The organism is Enterobacter cloacae complex sp. 382A5, from assembly GCF_050031095.1.
Lineage (GTDB): Bacteria > Pseudomonadota > Gammaproteobacteria > Enterobacterales > Enterobacteriaceae > Enterobacter > Enterobacter cloacae.
In genome coordinates, this window is record NZ_JBLGVK010000001.1 from 1,454,148 (window position 1) to 1,468,798 (window position 14,651).

Here is a 14,651-nt window from a genome sequence, read left to right on the forward strand (position 1 = left end):
ATGCGATTGTTGAACTGGCGTCGTCAGGCCATTGTAAACGCTATGCCGGGGCTGAAGCCGGACCATATCCGCACCCCATGGTTTGAATTCTGGCGGCGCTTTCGTCGCCAGCCTGTTGCCATGACGGCTGGGCTGTTTGTACTGCTGCTGATTGTGGTGGCCGCCATTGCGCCGTGGGTGGCACCGTATGATGCGGAAAACTACTTTGATTACGACCGCCTGAATGACGGACCGTCGATGATGCACTGGTTCGGCGTGGACTCTCTGGGACGCGATATTTTTAGCCGCGTGCTGATGGGCGCGCAGATATCGCTCGCCGCCGGGGTGTTTGCGGTGCTTATCGGTGCGGTCATCGGTACCGTTCTGGGCCTGGTGGCAGGGTATTACGAGGGCTGGTGGGACCGGATCATTATGCGCATTTGCGACGTGCTGTTTGCCTTCCCCGGCATTTTGCTGGCCATTGCGGTTGTCGCCATTATGGGTAGCGGCATGGCGAATGTCATCATCGCCGTCGCGGTCTTTTCGATCCCGGCGTTTGCCCGCCTGGTGCGCGGCAATACGCTGGTACTGAAGCAGCAGACCTTTATTGAATCCGCCCGCAGTATGGGGGCCAGCGACGCCAACATCCTGTTCAGCCATATTCTGCCGGGTACGGTGTCGTCGATTGTGGTCTATTTTACGATGCGTATCGGCGTGTCGATAATTTCCGCCGCCAGCCTGTCGTTTCTGGGATTAGGGGCCCAGCCACCGACGCCGGAGTGGGGCGCGATGCTCAACGAGGCGAGGGCAGATATGGTGATTGCGCCGCACGTGGCGATATTCCCGAGTCTGGCGATTTTCCTGACCGTGCTGGCGTTCAACCTGCTGGGTGATGGGCTGCGCGATGCGCTGGATCCGAAGATTAAGGGGTAGGGCAGTGGAATGTGCCGGGTGGCGGCTACGCCTAACCCGGCCTGAAAATGAGGTGCAGCGAGATTAAACCCGGCTACCCCACAGGTCATACTCGTCGGCGTTTTCCACTTTCACGCGAATGATGTCACCCGGCTTGACGTTGGTTTCCCCGTTCAGGTACACCGCGCCGTCGATTTCAGGGGCATCCGCCATGCTGCGGCCAATCGCGCCTTCTTCGTCAACTTCGTCGATGATGACCATAATTTCGCGGCCCACTTTCTCCTGCAGACGTTCAGCAGAGATCTGCTGTTGCAGCTGCATGAAGCGGTTCCAGCGCTCTTCTTTTACCTCTTCCGGCACCTGATCCGCCAGTTCGTTAGCGGTTGCGCCTTCAACCGGGCTGTACTTGAAGCAGCCTACGCGGTCCAGACGCGCCTCTTTCAGGAAGTCGAGCAGCATCTGGAAGTCTTCTTCGGTTTCACCCGGGAAGCCAACGATGAAGGTCGAACGCAGGGTCAGATCCGGGCAGATTTCGCGCCACTGCTTGATGCGCGCCAGCTGGCGGTCAACGGAGCCTGGGCGTTTCATCAGCTTCAGGATACGCGGGCTGGCGTGCTGCAGCGGGATATCCAGGTACGGCAGGATTTTGCCTTCGGCCATCAGCGGGATGACGTCGTCAACGTGCGGATAAGGGTAAACGTAGTGCAGACGCGTCCAGATGCCCAGTTTAGCGAGCTGTTCGCACAGGCCGACCATGCTGGTTTTCACCGGCTCGCCGTTGTGGAAACCGGAACGGTGCTTCACATCCACGCCGTAGGCGGAGGTATCCTGGGAGATCACCAGCAGCTCCTTCACGCCCGCATCGGCCAGACGTTTGGCTTCTGCCAGCACTTCGCCAATCGGGCGGCTCACCAGATCGCCACGCATGGACGGGATAATGCAGAAGGTGCAGCGATGGTTGCAGCCTTCGGAAATTTTCAGGTAAGCGTAGTGACGCGGCGTCAGCTTCACCCCCTGTTCCGGCACCAGGCTCAGGAACGGGTTGTGCTTAGGCTTGGGTACGTAGTGATGAACATGTTCCAGCACCTGCTCGTAGCTGTGTGGACCGGTGATCTCCAGCACCTTCGGGTGCACTTCACGGATCTGGTCCTCTTTTGCGCCCAGGCAGCCGGTCACAATCACTTTGCCGTTTTCCGTCAGGGCTTCACCAATGGCTTCCAGGGATTCCTGAACCGCGCTGTCGATAAACCCGCAGGTGTTCACGATCACCATGTCGGCGTTGTCGTAGCTTGGCACCACGTCGTAGCCCTCGGTGCGAAGTTCGGTCAGGATGCGTTCAGAATCCACCAGGTTTTTCGGACAGCCCAGGGAGACAAAGCCGATTTTCGGCGGGTGCGTAACATTGCTCATAGGTTAAAAATTCATCAATTATGGAGTTATCAGGGCGGGATTTTACAGCGTATCGCGGGGGATTTATACACTCTTTGCAGTGCAGATGATGTCCGCGCAAGTTGTAACATTGTAAAGAATGTTAATCAGTTAAGAATAATTGATCTCAGGCATTAAACTGTACAAAAAATAACCTTATTCTGACTGTGCACAGGGCTGACAGAGGAGGAATGAGCATGTCCGTTGACAGACTGAAACGCGATCTGCTGAACAAGCTGATCAACGCCCGAATCGACCTTGCCGCATATCTGCAGCTGAGGAAGGCGAAAGGGTATATGTCAGTCAGCGAAAGCGAACATCTGCGTGATAATTTCTTTGAACTTTGCAATTTCATGCGTGAAAAAGCACCCATCCTGAAAGCGGAATACGCCGAAAGCGAATGTATAGCGCTGCGCCGCGCCGCCGAGGTGCTCTCCATTGCCGGGGTTTGTCTGATGAACGGACGCCATGACTGCCCGACTTTTATCGCTGTAAACGCGGAGAAGCTTGAAAACTGCCTGACAACGCTCTCTCTATGCATCATGTGTCTGAACGAGCACGCGAAGCTTGAACAGCACTGATTCCGGGGGAGGCAACTCCCCCTTCTGATTAAGCTTTTGTAAAAGTGATAACGTGCCTGGACGTAGTGGCTAATCTTTATGCCATATGCCGATAAAGGAGCGCGTTATGCACCGATCCTCGCTGATTTTCCTGCCTGCGTTGTTATTTCCGTTTTCGCTCCTTGCTGCGCCTGATGCGGTTAAGGTTGAGGTATTGCAGAACAAACTCGAACACCCCTGGTCGCTGGCATTCCTGCCGGATAACAAAGGGCTGCTCGTGACGTTGAAGGGCGGCCAGTTGAAACACTGGCAGGCCGGGAAAGGGCTGTCAGACCCGATAACAGGGGTGCCCAAAGTCTGGGACAACGGACAGGGAGGACTGCTGGACGTGGTGCTGGCGCCGGATTTTGCCACCTCGCGCCGCGTCTGGCTGAGCTACGCCGAGGCAGGTGCTGACGGCAAAGCCGGAACGGCAGTGGGTTACGGGCGCTTAAGCGACGATCTTTCCCGCCTTGAGGCGTTCCAGGTGGTGTTCCGTCAGATGCCGAAACTCTCCACCGGTCACCACTTTGGCGGAAGGCTGGTATTTGATGGCAAAGGCTATCTGTTTATTGCGCTGGGTGAAAACAACCAGCGCCCGACGGCGCAGGATCTGGATAAACTCCAGGGGAAAGTGGTGCGCCTGACGGAGGATGGCAAAGTCCCGCCGGATAACCCCTTTGTGAACACCGCCGGTGCGCGGCCGGAAATCTGGTCTTATGGCATTCGTAACCCGCAAGGGATGGCGATGAACCCGTGGAGCGACACGCTGTGGCTTAACGAACACGGCCCGCGTGGCGGGGATGAGATCAACATCCCGGAGAAAGGGAAAAACTATGGCTGGCCGCTGGCGACCCACGGTATCAACTACAGCGGATTAAAAATTCCTGAGGCGAAAGGTGAACACGTTGAAGGAACCGAAAAACCGCTGTTTGTCTGGAAAGTCTCGCCCGCCGTGAGCGGAATGGCGTTTTATAACAGTGACGTATTCCCGCAGTGGAAAAACAAGCTGTTTATCGGGGCGCTGAAAGAGAAGGATGTGATCGTGCTGAGTGTGAACGGCAACACGGTGACCGAGGACGGACGGATCCTGGGCGACCGGAAACAGCGCATCCGCGATGTGCGCGTCGGTCCGGACGGCTATCTGTATGTTCTGACCGATGAAACGGACGGGCAGTTGCTGAAAGTCAGCCCGTCCGGGAGGTGATCAGCTTACCGGAATCATCACCACGTTACGGTAGGCCGGGCGTTCGCTCAGCTGTTTAAGCCAGCGCGCCAGGTGAGGGCGCGGCGTCCACGTCAGACCGAGGTTGGTCAGGTTCCAGACAAATGGCGCAACGGCAATGTCGCCCACGCCGAAGTCGGCACCCGAGAACCAGGCGTGATTCGCCAGCTCATCGTCCATCATCGCAAACAGATTTTCACAGGCGTCCTGCGCCGCATGAATGGCGGGATAGTCGCGCTCGGCTTCGGGGGTTCTGACCAGCCCCATCAGGATCACGCGGTGCGTGGGGGAGAGCGTCTGGTTGGCCCAGTCCATCCATTTTTCCCCCTGCGCGCGGCGGGCCGGATTTTCTACCCACAGACGGCCTTGTCCATACTGGGCGGCCAGGTAGCGGACAATGGTGTTGGATTCCCACAGCGTGGCGTCCGTCTCATCATCGCGCAGCAGCGGCACCAGGCCGTTCGGGTTCATCGCCAGGTAGTCGGCGTCTTTATTAACCCCATACTGCAAACCCGCCATTATCTGGTTAAACGGTAAATCCAGCTCCTCCAGCGTCCAGAGCACTTTTTTGACGTTGGTCGAATTATTCCTTCCCCACAGCGTAATCATAATTACTCCCGATAAGATGTGAATCCGAGTCAGCTTTTCGCCATGGTGAGATAAACCTAACAATTACGCAACAGAAGAGAAAAAAATCGCCTTAATCAAAGCGTATCTGAATGTTATTGCATAAACTTTAATAACTTTACCCTCGTTGGGTTTCATTAACCGTTTTAGTGCGCTATTACTCATCGCTTCTTGCGACACGGTGATGTGACGTAATTTTTGAATGGACACTCGGGTGGCATTTATGACGCGAAAAATGACTTCTCTGCGCAGCCTGGCGGCAGGCTCCGCGCTCCTTTTCCTGTTTGCACCAACTCTCTATGCGGCTGAGCAGGCTGCGCCCGAAGCGCCGCCGGTAGATGCGCGTGCCTGGATCCTGATGGATTACTCCAGCGGTAAAGTGCTGGCGGAAGGCAATGCGGATGAGAAACTCGACCCGGCCAGCCTGACCAAAATCATGACCAGCTACGTGGTTGGCCAGGCGTTGAAGGCGGGTAAGATCAAGCTCGACGATATGGTCACCATCGGGAAGGACGCCTGGGCGACCGGCAACCCGGCGCTGCGCGGGTCATCGGTAATGTTCCTGAAACCTGGCGATCAGGTTTCCGTTTCCGATCTGAATAAAGGGGTGATTATCCAGTCCGGCAACGATGCCTGTATCGCCCTGGCAGATTATGTTGCGGGAAGCCAGGACTCGTTTATTGGCCTGATGAACGGCTATGCGCAAAAGCTGGGTCTGACCAACACCACCTTTAAAACCGTCCACGGTCTGGATGCGCCGGGCCAGTTCAGTACCGCGCGCGATATGGCGCTGCTCGGCAAGGCGCTCATCCACGATGTGCCGGACGAATATGCCATCCACAAAGAGAAAGAGTTTACCTTTAATAAAATCCGCCAGCCGAACCGCAACCGTCTGCTGTGGAGCAGCAACGTCAACGTTGACGGGATGAAAACCGGCACCACGGCCGGGGCGGGTTATAACCTGGTGGCCTCCGCGACCCAGGGTGACATGCGTCTGATCTCGGTGGTGTTGGGCACCAAAACCGACCGTATTCGTTTTAACGAGTCAGAAAAACTGCTGACCTGGGGCTTCCGCTTCTTTGAAACCGTGACGCCGATTAAACCGGATGCCACGTTCGTCAGCCAGCGCGTCTGGTTTGGTGACAAGAGTGAAGTGAACCTGGGGGCCGGTGAAGCCGGGTCGGTGACCATTCCACGTGGTCAGCTGAAAAACCTGAAAGCGAGCTATACCCTGACCGATCCGCAGCTCACCGCGCCGCTGAAAAAAGGCCAGGTGGTCGGGACGATTGATTTCCAGTTAAACGGTAAGTCGATTGAACAGCGTCCGCTGATTGTGATGGAAGCGGTCGAAGAGGGCGGCTTCTTCAGCCGGATGTGGGACTTCGTGATGATGAAATTCCATAGCTGGTTTGGCAGCTGGTTTAGTTAAGTCTTCCAGCTTTTCACCCTCTCCCGGTGGGAGAGGGCCGGGGTGAGGGCATCAGACCGCACCCCTCTCAATACATTAACTTCACCTGCTGCGCCTTCGCGTAGGTCACGTATTCTTCATCCGGGCGGCAATCGCTGATGATGGCATTGAACTGTGCCAGCTCGCCCATCCGTGCCGGACGCACCTTGCCGAACTTGCTGTGATCCACCACCAGCACATGGTACTGCGCGGCGCTTAACGCCCAGTGTTTTACCGGTAGCTCTTCCAGGTTAAAACAGGTCGCCCCCTGACGGGTACTCACGCCCGCCGCGGAGTAAAACGCGATATCCGGGCACAAATTGCTGAGCGTGTCCTGAAGATTGAGCGGCTTAAAAATGGCGTTGCTGGCGTGGAACTCACCGCCGCAGAGGATCACCCGGCACTCGGGTTTCTCCTGAAGGGCCAGGAAGGTGTTCAGCGAGTAGCACACGGCGGTAAAGGGGATGCTGCTGTCGATGGCTTCGATTATCCACGGCGTGGTGGTGCCGCAGTCAAAAAACAGTGTCTGGTGCGGTTGTACCAGAGAGGCCGCCAGACGGGCGGCTTTGCGTTTCTCTTCAACCAGGCGCGTCTTTTGATCGCTGATCAGATAATGACTGGCGCTACGTGGCTCCAGCACAATATAGCCGCCCAGCAGCACGACGGGCGCGCTCTCGCTGTTCAGGTCACGGCGAATGGTCATCTCTGAAACGCCGAGGAGGGTCGCGGCTTCCTTAAGATGAAGCTTATCACTGCGCTTCAGCGCCTGTATCAACTGAGCTATGCGGTCATCGCGGCGTGTTTCCATAGATCCTCAGGATGAAAAAGTGAGCCCCCGCAGGGCGGGGGCTCAAGTGTAACCTGTCATACCGGGGTTAGTCACGTATCCAGCCTTTGCGGATCGGGATAGCGAAAAGGGTGCGATAGAGAGACGAGAGTCCGCGATACAGCGCCAGCCCGAAGAGGTTCCACAGGATCGCCGCACTGACGCAGCCGATCAGCCCCACCAGGAAGCCGCCTACCATATCCAGCGGCCAGTGTACGCCCAGATACACGCGAGACCAGGCAATGGCGACCGCAATGGCCATCAGCAGCGCACCTGACCACAGGCGATGCCAGAACAGGAAGGCCAGCGCAAAAGCAAAGATCACCGTACCGTGATCGCTTGGGAACGAGTCATCCGGCGCGTGGTGCAGGAAGGTATAGCCGACATGTTCGACAAAAGGACGATCGTGCGGGAAGGCGAGACCCAGAACATAGCTGACCAGCACGCTGACCCCGAGCGTCATCGCCACTTTGATCACCAGCTGACGCTGCGCGTTGACCTGGCTGCGCGGTCCCCACAGCCAGAGGATAGCCGCCAGCACAGGCACAATACTGATCAGATCTTTTGCCAGGAAAGTGGCCAGATCGATCATCCACTCAGGCGAGGCCGGTGTGGCGTTGATCAGATAAAACAGCTGGTAATTCAGATTCTCTAACATAGCGTTTTTACTCTTTAGCAAACCAGGCAGAAACGAGGCCGTAGACCGCTACCTGGGAAAACCAGACCCACCACCCAGCCCACAGGTTGTGAGAGAAAAAATGCGCCCCGCGCATGACCTGACCAAAGCCCATCGCCAGACCTAACACCACGCCGAAGGCCACAAAGCTCCAGGCGAGACGCGGACGCTCGCGCCAGAAGGCAAAGAACAGACCCATCACCATAAAGCCGCTGGACGCATGGCCGCCGGGGAAGCAGCGGCCAGGACCGCTGTCTGCCGGAGCGGAACTGAACAGGGGGTAAGAGACGGCCTTACCGCCATACTCCACCAGATCCCACGGGCAGCTGTGATGGCTCAGGCTTTTCAACACGCCAACCACCAGCGTGCCAAGCCCCATCAGCAGCGCGGCAGTGACCAGTCTCGCATTGCGCTTCCAGGCACCGTAAAACAACGCACCCACCGCCATGGCAATGGCGATGTACTTCGCCAGCCGGTGGTTCAGCAGATCCAGCAGCGGGTTTTTCTGCAGCGGGAAACGGTGTGTTGCCGCGTCATACCAAAAGCCAGTGATCCATTTATCAAGCGTTTCGCCACGAGAAAGCCAGGTAAACACCACGGCAAGGGCGATCAGCACTAAAAGCTGATAACCATAAAAGCGCACAGGCAGGCGGTAAAGTTGTTTTGTCTTATTTGTCTGTAACTTAGACAATTCTGAACGAGGGGATATGCGGGTCATAGAGTTGGTTGGCAGCGTGAAATATGGCTATCATATTGGTGTCAACTTAAGGAAACCTTAAACAACGACGATAAATGCTTTATTTCTGTTTCTTCTGGATAATTTGCTATCTCAGACAGCGGCAATTCATTACACTCATCGCGATTTTTTCATCATAAAGAGATTGCATGTTAAACCGTTCTTCTTCGGGTACGCGTCTGGGTCGTCAGGCGTTACTTTTCCCTCTGTGTCTGGTGCTTTACGAGTTCTCTACCTATATCGGCAACGATATGATCCAGCCCGGCATGCTGGCCGTGGTGGCGCAATACAACGCAGGTATTGAATGGGTGCCGACCTCTATGACCGCCTATCTGGCTGGCGGCATGTTTTTACAGTGGCTGTTAGGGCCGCTGTCGGATCGTATTGGCCGCCGTCCGGTGATGCTGACGGGCGTGGTGTGGTTTATCGTGACCTGTCTCGCCACGCTGCTGGCGCAAAACATTGAACAGTTCACCCTGCTGCGGTTCCTGCAGGGGGTAAGCCTGTGCTTTATCGGTGCCGTGGGGTATGCCGCTATTCAGGAGTCCTTTGAGGAGGCGGTGTGTATCAAAATCACCGCGCTGATGGCGAACGTGGCGCTGATTGCTCCGTTGCTGGGGCCGCTGGTGGGCGCCGCGTGGGTGCATGTGGCACCGTGGGAAGGCATGTTTGTCCTGTTTGCCGTGCTGGCCGCCATCGCATTCTTCGGCCTGCACCGCGCAATGCCGGAAACGGCCACCCGACTGGGTGAGACGCTGTCGCTGAAAGAGCTGGGACGGGATTATAAAGCGGTGCTGAAAAACGGCCGCTTTGTGGCAGGCGCGCTGGCGACGGGCTTTGTTAGCCTGCCGCTGCTGGCGTGGATCGCCCAATCACCGGTCATTATCATCAGCGGTGAACAGCTCAGTAGCTACGAGTACGGGCTGCTGCAGGTGCCGATTTTTGGCGCACTGATTATCGGTAACCTGGTGCTGGCGCGTCTGACATCACGACGCACGGTGCGCTCGCTCATCATCATGGGCGGCTGGCCGATTGCGGCGGGCCTTACCGTGGCCGCGGTGGCGACGGTGGTATCATCTCATGCCTATCTGTGGATGACGGCGGGGTTGAGTATTTACGCCTTCGGTATTGGCGTGGCGAATGCCGGGCTGGTGCGTCTGACGCTGTTTGCCAGCGAGATGAGCAAAGGCACCGTTTCGGCGGCGATGGGGATGCTGCAGATGCTGATTTTTACCGTCGGGATCGAGGTGAGTAAACACGCTTATGCGCTCGGCGGCAACGGTCTGTTCAGCCTGTTTAACCTCGCCAACGGCGTGCTGTGGGTTATCCTGATGGTGATGTTCCTGAAAGACAAACGCGTCGGGAACGCCCTGCAGCCATAATTCTTATTCCCTCTCCCGGTGGGAGAGGGGCAGGGTGAGGGCACCAGAGCGCACGGAATCAATTAAACGGTGCTTCTCTGTTGAGCACCTTATCAATCACATCCAGTACGCCTTCCTCGTTATTATGCGGCGCTTCAAACCGCGCCGCTGCCTTAATATGCGGTCTGGCATTCGCCATCGCAAAGCTGAAGCCTGACTGGCGCAGCATCTCCACATCGTTCCCGCTGTCACCGAAAGCCACCACCTCGCTGTCGTCAATGCCCCAGCGCTGTTGAAGGATCCGCAGGCCGTTGGCTTTATGCACGCCCGGGATAATCAGATCGATACTTCCATGGCCGGTCGTGACGGGCACCATAATGTCGTTGAGTTTTTCGTGCAGCATGGCCTGTATGCGCGGGATTTCATCATCAGAAACGTTGAGTCCGAACTTGAAGAAAATATCGTTCAGGTTGTCGAAATCACTTACCATTTCGAGGCGATGATAGTACTTCGCGGCGATAGCTTTGAACTCATCGTCATAGGCTTTGAGCGTATAGGCACTGCCTTTGCCGCAGGCGATAATCTCAATGCCGGGAACGTCGTTTAGCACGGCAGCAACGGTGTCGAAGTGCGTTTTCGACAGTTCACCGTTAAAAACATCTTCTCCGGCGCTGACCACCCAGCCGCCGTTTTCGGCGACAAACGCAATCTCATGCGCAATCTCCGGGAAGAAGGATATCAGCTGGTAATACTGGTTACCGCTGGCCACCACAAAGCGAATACCTTGCTCCTTCATACGCGCATACTGCGCCAGAAAACGTTCGCGATTGTAGGTTTTCGCGTCGCTCAGGAAGGTGCCATCCATGTCGACTGCAATCAGTTTAACGCTCATATCCCTTCTCCAGTGTCGTTTGATCTTTTTCCGGCTTCGCCACGGCGCGCGCCACCAGCGCCGCAATCATGACCAACCCTAATACCACCAGCATGGCGCTGCGCAGCCCGTAGTGCTCACCAAGGAAGCCCAGCAGCGGCGGCCCGACCAGGAAGGCCAGATAGCCTGTGGTCGCCACCACGCTGACGCGCGTCGGGGCGTCCGGGCCGGTATCGCTGGCGGCGGAGATGGTCAACGGGAAGCCAAGTGAGGCACCCAGGCCCCAGAGGATCACCGATACGCCGGCAATCCAGTCCACATCCACGAATATGATCATCGCAATGCCCAGCCCGCCGAGCAGGGCGCTGGCACGCACCACCGCCACGCGGCTGTAGCGGTCAATAAACCAGCCGCCGGTAAAGCGTCCGACGGTCATCCCCAGCGTAAACCCGGCGTAGATCAGCGAGCCAGAGGTCGGGCTAAACCCGTGGCCGTCCACCATCAGCAGCGGCAGCCAGTCGTTGGCGGAGCCTTCGGCAAACGCCATCGCCAGCACCACCACGCCGATCAGCATCAGCTGGAAATCACGGTAGAACGGCAGCCCTTTTTCCGCCGTTTTGTGTTCATCAGCGGTGTTTTTGCCCGTGCCGTCCGGAATGGCGCGGATACCGGTCAGCACCGGCACAACAGAGATCAGCGCGGCCAGCAGGATATGCAGATTCGCGCTTACGCCGGAGGCCGTCAGCGCCATGCCCACGCCCGCACCGGCCAGCGTGCCAAGGCTGTAAAAGCCATGCATCATTGGCAGCACGGTTTTATTCATCTCGCGCTCGACCGCAGCCCCTTCAACGTTAATGGCCACTTCCGCCGCGCCAAAGCTGCCGCCAAAGATCAGCAGACCCAGGGCAAACATGACCGGCGAGGCATACCACAGCGCCACGCTGAGCACCAGCATCCCCAGTATTGCGCAGCACATGGTGGTGCGGATCACCGCCCGGGTACCAAAGCGCTTCACCAGCCACGCCGAGCAGAGAATACCGCTCATTGAGCCTATCGACAGGCCAAACAGCACAATGCCCATCTCAGCGGTGGAGACCGACAAAATATCGCGGATTGCCGGGGTACGCGTGGCCCAGGACGCCATCAGCAGACCCGGAATAAAGAAGAACATGAAAAGCGCCCACATGCGCAACCGCAGGGCCTTACGGGATGAGGTCAGAGTCATTGAGATAAGCACCAGAAGCACAACAATAGCGACAACACTAGCAAGTTTGTGTACATTTGTACACAAATCAGATGAGGCATGTATGAGCAGACCACCAAACGACCCGCATCGCCGGGAGAAGATCCTGCAGGCGACGCTGGACACCATTGCTGAGCACGGTATCCATGCCGTCACGCACCGTAAAATCGCCAGCTGTGCCGGGGTTCCGCTGGGGTCGATGACCTACTATTTCGACGGCATGGAGTCGCTGCTGGAAGAGGCGTTCACGTGGTTTACCCGGCAGATGTCGCAGCAGTACCGTGATTTCTTCGCGGGGGTAACCAGCCCGGAGATGGCGTGTGAATCTATCACCACGCTGATCCACAGCTCGCAGGTGACGACGCCGCACAACATGGCGCTGATGTACCAGCTCTACACTTTTATGCACCGCAGCGCGGCGCTGAAAACGGTAATGCAGGACTGGATGCAGATGAGCCAGACGACGCTTGAACAGTGGTTTGACCCGGTCACTACCCGCGCGCTGGACGCCTTTATCGAAGGAATGACGCTACACTTTGTCACCGACAGAGCGCCGCTAACGCGCGAGGAGATCCGGGCGATGGTGGGAAGGATTGCAGGCGAGGGGGACCGCTAGCCTGCAGGCCCGCCTCTATTTCTGAGTGATTTTTTTCCCGCTGGCATCCACGACGGCTTCACCGTCCTCTTTCGTAAATGCCCCTTTCTGCGCAGCCGGCAGAATATCGAGGACCACTTCAGACGGGCGGCACAGGCGGGTGCCCAGCGGCGTCACCACAATCGGACGGTTAATCAGGATCGGGTGTTGCAGCATAAAACCGATAAGCTGGTCGTCAGTGAATGTATCTTCTGCCAGGCCCAGTTGCTCATAGGGCTCCACGTTTGTACGCAGCAGCGCCCGCACCGAAATGCCCATGTCGGCAATCAGTTTGATCAGTTCATCGCGTGACGGCGGATTTTCCAGATAGAGAATGATCTCTGGCTCGGTGCCGCTGTTGCGGATCATCTCCAGCGTGTTGCGCGAGGTGCCGCAGGCGGGGTTGTGGTAAATGGTGATGTTGGTCATATCAGTGGCTCATTACAGTGTGAAGGAGAGACGTAACGCCAGCGCGGCGAGCGTCACAAACAGAACCGGCAGCGTCATGATGATGCCCGTCCGGAAATAGTAGCCCCAGGTAATGGTCATGTTTTTTTGCGCCAGCACGTGGAGCCAGAGCAGGGTGGCGAGACTACCGATAGGCGTGATTTTTGGCCCCAGATCGCAGCCAATCACGTTGGCGTAAATCATCGCATCTTTAATCAATCCTGTTGCTGTGCTGCCATCAATAGAGAGCGCGCCAATCAGCACCGTGGGCATATTGTTCATTATGGATGACAGGAAGGCGGTGATGAACCCGGTTCCGAGGGTAGTTACCCATAAACCGTGGGTGGACAGCACATTCAGTACGCCTGAAAGGTATTCGGTTAACCCGGCGTTACGCAAACCGTAGACCACCAGATACATCCCCAGTGAGAAGATGACGATCTGCCACGGTGCGCCGCGCAGCACTTTTCCGGTATTAATCGCGTGTCCGCGTTTTGCAACGGCGAATAAAATCAGCGCGCCAGCTGTTGCAATGGCACTGACCGGAATGCCGAGAGGCTCAAGCACAAAGAAGCCGACGAGAAGAAGCAGTAGCACTATCCAGCCTGTTCTGAAGGTCGGGAGATCGTGAATGGCCCGGGCGGGCTCCCGGAGTTTCGCAAGATCATATTCCGGTGGAATTTCCTTGCGAAAGAACAGATGCAGCATTACCAGCGTGGCAGCAATCGCGGCGATATCAACCGGGATCATCACCGAGGCGTATTCGCTGAACCCCAGCTTAAAGAAGTCTGCCGACACAATGTTAACCAGGTTCGAGACAATCAGCGGCAGGCTGGCGGTATCGGCGATAAAACCTGCCGCCATCACAAACGCCAGCGTGGCCTGCTTGCTGAACCCCAGCGCCAGCAGCATGGCGATGACGATAGGTGTCAGGATCAACGCTGCACCGTCATTGGCAAACAGCGCCGCAACGGCCGCACCCAGCAGCACGATATAAGTAAAGAGCAAACGCCCCCGACCGTTTCCCCAGCGGGCGACATGCAGCGCCGCCCACTCGAAAAAGCCGGACTCATCCAGCAGCAGGCTGATGATAATAACGGCGATAAACGCCGCCGTGGCATTCCAGACGATATTCCACACCACCGGAATATCGTTAAGGTGGATCACGCCGCTGGCCAGCGCCAGCACGGCGCCAATCGTCGCGCTCCAGCCGATACTGAGCCCTTTGGGCTGCCAGATGACCAGTATCAGCGTCAACAGAAAAATTGCCCCTGCCAGAAACATCGTTTACTCCGTTATATCTGTTTTCATGAATGTGTTTAACACGACCCTGGCAGGCTGTTCTTTAGCCTTGCACGCGTTTCATCCCGCAGGCAGTTCCAGCTGTTATCGATGACGCTAGCTGCCCACGCAGGCATGTTCGGAGACAAACGGTAATAGACCCACTTCCCCTCACGACGGTCGATAACCAGCCCGGATTCGCGAAGTAAGGCCATATGGCGCGAGACTTTCGGCTGTAACTCCGTGGTTGCGGAACAGAGATCGCAGACGCATAGCTCACCGGCTTCACGCAGAAGCATGACGATGGAGAGCCGCGTTTCGTCGGAGAGGGTTTTGAAAAGCTGGAGCGGGTGGAGCAT

16 protein-coding genes are annotated in these 14,651 nt (G+C 56.9%); 6 read left to right on the forward strand and 10 right to left on the reverse strand.

The window, feature by feature from the left end:
• Positions 1-912, forward strand: a complete 912-nt coding sequence (gsiD, locus tag ACQG2G_RS06855; protein WP_061772089.1) for a glutathione ABC transporter permease GsiD — start codon at positions 1-3, stop codon at positions 910-912.
• Positions 913-975: 63 nt separating this feature from the next.
• On the opposite strand, the gene rimO is transcribed toward gsiD, so the two are convergent.
• Positions 976-2,301: a 30S ribosomal protein S12 methylthiotransferase RimO gene (rimO, locus tag ACQG2G_RS06860; RefSeq protein ID WP_013097432.1), complete on the reverse strand. Its 1,326-nt coding sequence runs from the start codon at positions 2,299-2,301 to the stop codon at positions 976-978.
• Positions 2,302-2,516: 215 nt separating this feature from the next.
• Here rimO and bssR point away from each other — a divergent pair, with 215 nt between their 5' ends.
• Together bssR and ACQG2G_RS06870 are read left to right on the forward strand one after the other, a co-directional pair.
• Complete coding sequence (gene bssR, locus ACQG2G_RS06865; RefSeq protein WP_013097430.1) at positions 2,517-2,900, forward strand: biofilm formation regulator BssR; 384 nt, start codon at positions 2,517-2,519, stop codon at positions 2,898-2,900.
• 106 nt (positions 2,901-3,006) lie between these two features.
• Positions 3,007-4,125: a PQQ-dependent sugar dehydrogenase gene (locus ACQG2G_RS06870; RefSeq protein ID WP_040020711.1), complete on the forward strand. Its 1,119-nt coding sequence runs from the start codon at positions 3,007-3,009 to the stop codon at positions 4,123-4,125.
• Here ACQG2G_RS06870 and ACQG2G_RS06875 read toward each other — a convergent pair whose 3' ends face one another.
• Positions 4,126-4,752, reverse strand: coding sequence for a glutathione S-transferase family protein (locus tag ACQG2G_RS06875; protein ID WP_047024163.1), 627 nt, complete (start codon positions 4,750-4,752; stop codon positions 4,126-4,128).
• Between the two features lie 241 nt (positions 4,753-4,993).
• Between ACQG2G_RS06875 and dacC the strand changes: the two genes are divergently transcribed.
• Complete coding sequence (dacC, locus tag ACQG2G_RS06880) at positions 4,994-6,199, forward strand: serine-type D-Ala-D-Ala carboxypeptidase (protein ID WP_014831210.1); 1,206 nt, start codon at positions 4,994-4,996, stop codon at positions 6,197-6,199.
• 67 nt (positions 6,200-6,266) lie between these two features.
• Here the strand turns inward: dacC and deoR are convergent, their stop codons facing one another.
• The 3 genes from deoR to ACQG2G_RS06895 form a co-directional block, all read right to left on the reverse strand.
• Positions 6,267-7,025, reverse strand: a complete 759-nt coding sequence (gene deoR / locus ACQG2G_RS06885) for a DNA-binding transcriptional repressor DeoR (protein WP_038418989.1) — start codon at positions 7,023-7,025, stop codon at positions 6,267-6,269.
• Between the two features lie 67 nt (positions 7,026-7,092).
• On the reverse strand, positions 7,093-7,701 hold the full coding sequence (ybjG, locus tag ACQG2G_RS06890) for an undecaprenyl-diphosphate phosphatase (RefSeq protein ID WP_020689884.1): 609 nt from the start codon (positions 7,699-7,701) through the stop codon (positions 7,093-7,095).
• Positions 7,702-7,708: 7 nt separating this feature from the next.
• Positions 7,709-8,437, reverse strand: a complete 729-nt coding sequence (locus ACQG2G_RS06895) for a phosphatase PAP2 family protein (RefSeq protein WP_029882876.1) — start codon at positions 8,435-8,437, stop codon at positions 7,709-7,711.
• Between the two features lie 167 nt (positions 8,438-8,604).
• On the opposite strand from ACQG2G_RS06895, the gene ACQG2G_RS06900 reads away from it, so the two are divergent.
• Entirely contained in the window at positions 8,605-9,837 is a 1,233-nt protein-coding gene (locus tag ACQG2G_RS06900; RefSeq protein WP_013097422.1) for an MFS transporter, read from the forward strand.
• Between the two features lie 58 nt (positions 9,838-9,895).
• Here ACQG2G_RS06900 and ACQG2G_RS06905 read toward each other — a convergent pair whose 3' ends face one another.
• Positions 9,896-10,708 carry a Cof-type HAD-IIB family hydrolase gene (locus ACQG2G_RS06905; RefSeq protein ID WP_023620241.1) on the reverse strand — a complete coding sequence of 271 codons (813 nt, stop codon included), beginning with the start codon at positions 10,706-10,708 and terminating at the stop codon, positions 9,896-9,898.
• A complete protein-coding gene (locus tag ACQG2G_RS06910) occupies positions 10,698-11,912 on the reverse strand; it encodes an MFS transporter (protein ID WP_061772088.1) in 1,215 nt (404 codons plus the stop codon). Before ACQG2G_RS06910 ends, ACQG2G_RS06905 begins: the two co-directional genes overlap by 11 nt.
• Positions 11,913-11,994: 82 nt before the next feature.
• Here ACQG2G_RS06910 and ACQG2G_RS06915 point away from each other — a divergent pair, with 82 nt between their 5' ends.
• Positions 11,995-12,546 carry a TetR/AcrR family transcriptional regulator gene (locus tag ACQG2G_RS06915; protein WP_014831216.1) on the forward strand — a complete coding sequence of 184 codons (552 nt, stop codon included), beginning with the start codon at positions 11,995-11,997 and terminating at the stop codon, positions 12,544-12,546.
• 15 nt (positions 12,547-12,561) lie between these two features.
• Here the strand turns inward: ACQG2G_RS06915 and arsC are convergent, their stop codons facing one another.
• From arsC to ACQG2G_RS06930, 3 genes are read right to left on the reverse strand one after another with little or no spacing between them, the layout of a single operon-like run.
• A complete protein-coding gene (arsC, locus tag ACQG2G_RS06920) occupies positions 12,562-12,993 on the reverse strand; it encodes a glutaredoxin-dependent arsenate reductase (protein ID WP_248078736.1) in 432 nt (143 codons plus the stop codon).
• Positions 12,994-13,005: 12 nt separating this feature from the next.
• A complete protein-coding gene (locus ACQG2G_RS06925) occupies positions 13,006-14,295 on the reverse strand; it encodes an arsenic transporter (protein WP_061771793.1) in 1,290 nt (429 codons plus the stop codon).
• Between the two features lie 35 nt (positions 14,296-14,330).
• Complete coding sequence (locus ACQG2G_RS06930) at positions 14,331-14,651, reverse strand: metalloregulator ArsR/SmtB family transcription factor (RefSeq protein ID WP_061771794.1); 321 nt, start codon at positions 14,649-14,651, stop codon at positions 14,331-14,333.

What these genes read in the sequence shown, in the direction of transcription:
- gsiD (WP_061772089.1), top strand. Translation starts at nt 1, where the DNA reads ATGCGATTGTTGAACTGGCGTCGTCAGGCCATTGTAAACGCTATGCCG.
- rimO (WP_013097432.1), bottom strand. Translation starts at nt 2,301, where the DNA reads ATGAGCAATGTTACGCACCCGCCGAAAATCGGCTTTGTCTCCCTGGGC.
- bssR (WP_013097430.1), top strand. Translation starts at nt 2,517, where the DNA reads ATGTCCGTTGACAGACTGAAACGCGATCTGCTGAACAAGCTGATCAAC.
- ACQG2G_RS06870 (WP_040020711.1), top strand. Translation starts at nt 3,007, where the DNA reads ATGCACCGATCCTCGCTGATTTTCCTGCCTGCGTTGTTATTTCCGTTT.
- ACQG2G_RS06875 (WP_047024163.1), bottom strand. Translation starts at nt 4,752, where the DNA reads ATGATTACGCTGTGGGGAAGGAATAATTCGACCAACGTCAAAAAAGTG.
- dacC (WP_014831210.1), top strand. Translation starts at nt 4,994, where the DNA reads ATGACGCGAAAAATGACTTCTCTGCGCAGCCTGGCGGCAGGCTCCGCG.
- deoR (WP_038418989.1), bottom strand. Translation starts at nt 7,025, where the DNA reads ATGGAAACACGCCGCGATGACCGCATAGCTCAGTTGATACAGGCGCTG.
- ybjG (WP_020689884.1), bottom strand. Translation starts at nt 7,701, where the DNA reads ATGTTAGAGAATCTGAATTACCAGCTGTTTTATCTGATCAACGCCACA.
- ACQG2G_RS06895 (WP_029882876.1), bottom strand. Translation starts at nt 8,437, where the DNA reads ATGACCCGCATATCCCCTCGTTCAGAATTGTCTAAGTTACAGACAAAT.
- ACQG2G_RS06900 (WP_013097422.1), top strand. Translation starts at nt 8,605, where the DNA reads ATGTTAAACCGTTCTTCTTCGGGTACGCGTCTGGGTCGTCAGGCGTTA.
- ACQG2G_RS06905 (WP_023620241.1), bottom strand. Translation starts at nt 10,708, where the DNA reads ATGAGCGTTAAACTGATTGCAGTCGACATGGATGGCACCTTCCTGAGC.
- ACQG2G_RS06910 (WP_061772088.1), bottom strand. Translation starts at nt 11,912, where the DNA reads ATGACTCTGACCTCATCCCGTAAGGCCCTGCGGTTGCGCATGTGGGCG.
- ACQG2G_RS06915 (WP_014831216.1), top strand. Translation starts at nt 11,995, where the DNA reads ATGAGCAGACCACCAAACGACCCGCATCGCCGGGAGAAGATCCTGCAG.
- arsC (WP_248078736.1), bottom strand. Translation starts at nt 12,993, where the DNA reads ATGACCAACATCACCATTTACCACAACCCCGCCTGCGGCACCTCGCGC.
- ACQG2G_RS06925 (WP_061771793.1), bottom strand. Translation starts at nt 14,295, where the DNA reads ATGTTTCTGGCAGGGGCAATTTTTCTGTTGACGCTGATACTGGTCATC.
- ACQG2G_RS06930 (WP_061771794.1), bottom strand. Translation starts at nt 14,651, where the DNA reads ATGCTCCACCCGCTCCAGCTTTTCAAAACCCTCTCCGACGAAACGCGG.